Origin of the sequence: Streptomyces zinciresistens K42 (assembly GCF_000225525.1) — a bacterium.
GTDB classification, from domain to species: Bacteria; Actinomycetota; Actinomycetes; order Streptomycetales; family Streptomycetaceae; genus Streptomyces; species Streptomyces zinciresistens.
Genome location: NZ_AGBF01000322.1, coordinates 1 through 4,651 on the forward strand (window position 1 = coordinate 1; position 4,651 = coordinate 4,651).

Sequence of the window (4,651 nt, forward strand, 5' to 3'; positions counted from 1 at the left end):
TTCTTGCTCCGATTGCGCCGCGTTCGGCGACGGTGCCGTTCTATTCGACGGTGACCGGTGGTCTGCTGGACACCGAGCGGCTCGATGCCGCGTACTGGGTGCGGAATCTGCGGCAGACCGTCGAGTTCGAGGCCACGACCAGGGCGCTGATAGCCGACGGGCTGTCCGCCTTCGTGGAGTGCAGCGCTCACCCCGTCCTCGCCGTGGGTGTGGAGGAGTCCGGTGCGTCCACGGTGGTCGGGTCCCTGCGCCGTGAGGACGGTGGGGCCCAGCGGTTCGTGACGTCACTGGCACAGGCCTACGTCAACGGACTGCCCGTCGATCTGGCACCCCTCGTCGCTGACGGACACGCTGTTGACCTGCCCACGTACGCCTTCCAGGGCACGCACTACTGGCTGCGCCCGACGGCCGGCCGAACCGACTTCAACGCCGCCGGACTGGGCGCGGCACAGCATCCGCTGCTCGGAGCCGTCGTCAGGCTCGCCGACACCGACGGCGCCCTGCTGACCGGGCGCCTCTCGCTCGCCGACCACCCGTGGCTCGCCGACCACACCGTCGACGGACACGCCATCCTGCCCGGCGCGGCCTACGTGGAACTCGCGGTGCGCGCGGGCGACGAGGTCGGGTGCGGACGGCTCGCCGAGCTCACGCTCCAGGCGCCGCTGGAACTGGTCGACGGCAGGCCCGTCGCCGTCCAGGTCGCCGTGGGCACCGCCGATGCGGACGGCAGCCGCCCCCTGACCGTGCACGCCCGCAGGGACGACTCCGGCGACGCCTCGTGGACGTGCCATGCCACCGGCACCCTCGCTCCGGCCGACGCCGCCGAACCCTCCTTCGGCCTCACCGCCTGGCCGCCGCCCGGTGCCTCCGCCGTCCCTCTCGACACCTTCTACGACGACGTCACCGCCGCAGGGTACGGATACGGCCCCGCCTTCCAGGGGCTGCGCGCCGTGTGGACCGCCGGAGACGAGGTGTACGCCGAGGTCACCTCGGTCGAGCCCGAGGAAGCCGAACGATTCCTGCTGCACCCGGCGGCCCTCGACGCGGCGCTCCACGCGATCCTCGTCCGGACCGGCGACGCCGGAGACACCGCCACCCTGCGGCTGCCGTTCTCGTGGAGCGGCGTCGAGGTGTACGCCACCGGTACGGCCGACCTGCGCGTCCAGCTCACCCGGACCGGCGACGACACCGTGAGCGTGCGCCTCACCGACACCGACGGGACGCCCGTCGCCCGCGTGGAGTCGCTTGCCCTGCGCGCTCCGGCCACCGACACCCTCGGCACGAAGGGCGCCGCCGACCTCCTGCACGTCGTGTGGGAGCCGATCGTCGGCCTCCCGGCCCCGACCGACGCGGCCGACATCGTCTTCCTGGACACCGGGGCCCCGGATCTCGACACCGTCGCTACCCCCGACGGCCCGGCTCCCGACGTCGTCGCGCTCGCCCTGCCCGACGACGCCACCGACGTGCGCGGCCTCGTCGGCTCGGTACTCGCACTGGTCCGTCGTTGGCTCTCCGACGACCGCTGGAGCACCTCGCGCCTCGCCTTCGTCACCCGACGCGACTCCCTCGCGCACGCCGCCGTCCGGGGTTTCGTACGGTCCGCACAGACCGAGCACCCCGGTCGCTTCCAACTCCTCGAAACCGAGCGGGACTCCGAGCCGTCGCCGGACGCGGTGGCCGCCGCCCTCGCCACCGGCGAACCGCAGCTCGCCCTCGGCCCGACCGGCATCAGCACACCTCGCCTCGCCCCCGTACCCGCCGACCCCGACACCACCAGCACCCCCATCGACACCGAGGGCACCGTCCTCGTCACCGGCGGCACCGGCACCCTCGGGAGCCTCCTCGCCCGGCACCTCGTCACCGCACACGGCGTGCGCCACCTGCTGCTCCTCAGCCGAGGCGGCCCCGACGCCCCCGGCGCACCCGAACTGGCCGCCGACCTCGCGGCCCACGGAGCCGACGCGCACATCGTCGCCTGCGACGCGGCAGACCGTGACGCCCTCGCCGCGGTCCTCGCCGACATCGACCCCGCGCACCCGCTGACCGCCGTCGTCCACACCGCCGGCGCGCTCGCCGACACCGTCGTCACCTCCCTCACCGACGACCACGTCGACCAGGTGCTCCGCCCCAAGTCCGACGCCGCCCAGCACCTCCACGACCTCACCGCGCACCTCGGCCTCTCCGCCTTCGTGTTCTTCTCCTCCGCCGCCGGCGTCCTCGGCACCGCCGGCCAGGCCAACTACGCGGCTGCCAACGCCTACCTCGACGCCCTCGCCGTCCGGCGCCGGCAGGAGGGCCTGCCCGCCGTCTCGCTGGCCTGGGGCTACTGGGAGCAGGCCAGCGGTCTCACCGGCCACCTGGACCGCGGCGACGTGCTGCGCCTCGCCAGAACCGGCGTGGCACCCATGACCACCGCCCAGGGCCTCGCCCTCTTCGACGCAGGCCTGCGCACCCCGCACCCGGCGGTCGTTCCGCTCGTGCTGGACCGTGCCGCCCTGCACGACGCCGCCCGCAGCGAGACTCTGTCACCGCTCCTGCGCACGTACGCGCCCCGCCCTCGGCGCCGCACCACCACCGCCGCTGCCGCCCGGGGGACCTCCGCCGTCAGCGACCTCGCGCGTGCCCTCGTCGGGCTGACGCCCGAGCAGCGGGAGCACACCCTGACGGAACTGGTGCGCGCCCAGGCCGGCGCGGTGCTCGGCCACGACTCGGCCGCCGCCGTCGATGCCGGGCAGCCGTTCCGTACCCTCGGCTTCGACTCACTCGCCGCCGTCGAACTGCGCAACCGCCTCAACACGGCGACCGGCCTGCGCCTGCCGACCACCGCCGTCTTCGACCACCCGACACCGGACCGCCTCGCCGCCCACATCGGCACCCTGCTCGACGACGGCCCGGAGGCGCGCACACAGCCGAGTGCTCCAGGTGGCCCGGGTGCCTCGCGCGCCTCCGCCGTCGACGAGCCGATCGCCATCGTCGGCATGGCATGCCGCCTTCCCGGCGGCGTGGGCTCCCCGGAGGAGCTGTGGCATCTCGTCGCCGACGGTGTCGACGCCGTGTCCCCGCTCCCCACCGACCGCGGCTGGGACATGGACGCGCTGCTCGGAGCCACCGACGGGACCGGCGGCACCTCCTACGTCCGCGAAGGCGGATTCCTCTACGACGCCGCCGACTTCGACGCGGGGTTCTTCGGGATCTCGCCGCGTGAGGCGCTGGCGATGGACCCCCAGCAGCGGCTGCTGCTGGAGACGTCCTGGGAGGCGCTGGAGCGGGCCGGAATCGACCCCACTTCGCTCAACGGCACCCGTACCGGCGTTTTCACCGGCGTCATGTACCATGACTACGCCAGCCGTCTCGACCGCGTCCCGGAGGAGGTCGGCGGCTACCTCGCCACCGGTACCTCCGGGAGCGTCGCCTCGGGCCGGGTCGCGTACACCCTGGGCCTCGAAGGCCCGGCCGTGACCGTCGACACCGCGTGCTCGTCGTCGCTGGTCGCCCTGCACCTGGCGGCGCAGGCCCTGCGGCAGGGCGAGTGCACGATGGCCCTCGCCGGCGGCGTCACCGTCCTCTCCAGTCCCAGTGTCTTCTCCGAGTTCAGCCGACAGCAGGGCCTCGCCACCGACGGACGCTGCAAGTCGTTCGCCGACGCCGCCGACGGCACCGGCTGGGCCGAGGGCGTCGGCGTGCTCCTCGTGGAGCGCCTCTCGGACGCCGTCCGCAACGGGCACCGGGTGCTGGCGGTGGTGCGGGGTTCGGCCGTGAACCAGGACGGTGCTTCCAACGGGCTCACCGCCCCCAACGGCCCGGCCCAGCAGCGCGTCATCCGCCAGGCACTGGAGAGCGCCCGCCTGTCCCCGACCGATGTGGATGCGGTGGAGGCGCATGGTACGGGGACGCGGTTGGGTGATCCGATCGAGGCGCAGGCGTTGTTGGCGACGTACGGGCAGGGGCGCGAGGAGGGTGCTGCGCTGCTGTTGGGTTCGTTGAAATCGAACATCGGTCATGCGCAGGCGGCTGCGGGTGTGGCTGGTGTGATCAAGATGGTGATGGCGATGCGGCACGGGGTGTTGCCGCGGACGTTGCATGTGGATGAGCCGTCGTCGCATGTCGACTGGTCCGCGGGTGATGTGTCGTTGCTGACGGAGTCCCGGGAGTGGCCGGAGACGGGTCGTCCGCGCCGCGCGGGCGTCTCCTCCTTCGGCGTCAGCGGCACCAACGCCCACGTCATCCTCGAAGCCGTCGAGCACACGGACGCCCCCGCGCACTCCACGCCCGCCGTTGGCGGGGGAGCGACCCCGTGGGTCCTGTCGGCCGCCTCCGAGGACGCCCTGCGCGCCACCGCCGAGAGGCTCCTCACGCACCTCCAGTCCGTGACCGACGCGGATCAGGACCTGCTCTCCGTCGCCGGCGCGCTGTTGCGCTCGCGGGCACGACTGGAGCATCGAGCGGTGGTCGTGGGCCATGACCGTGAGGAGCTCCTCGCCGGTCTGTACGCGGTCGCGGCGGGTGAGCCGGGTGTGGTGTCGGGTGTCGCGGGTGCGGGTGTGCGGCCGGTGTTCGTGTTTCCGGGGCAGGGTGCGCAGTGGTCGCGTATGGGGTTGGAACTCGCTGATGCTTTCCCGGTGTTCGACAAGGCGCTGGGGGCGTGTGCTGC

General features: G+C 73.4%; 1 protein-coding gene. It reads left to right on the top strand.

The window, feature by feature from the left end:
• Window positions 1–4,651, top strand: a 4,651-nt coding sequence (locus tag SZN_RS35495) for a type I polyketide synthase (protein WP_007505022.1), incomplete at both ends; no start/stop codon positions are given.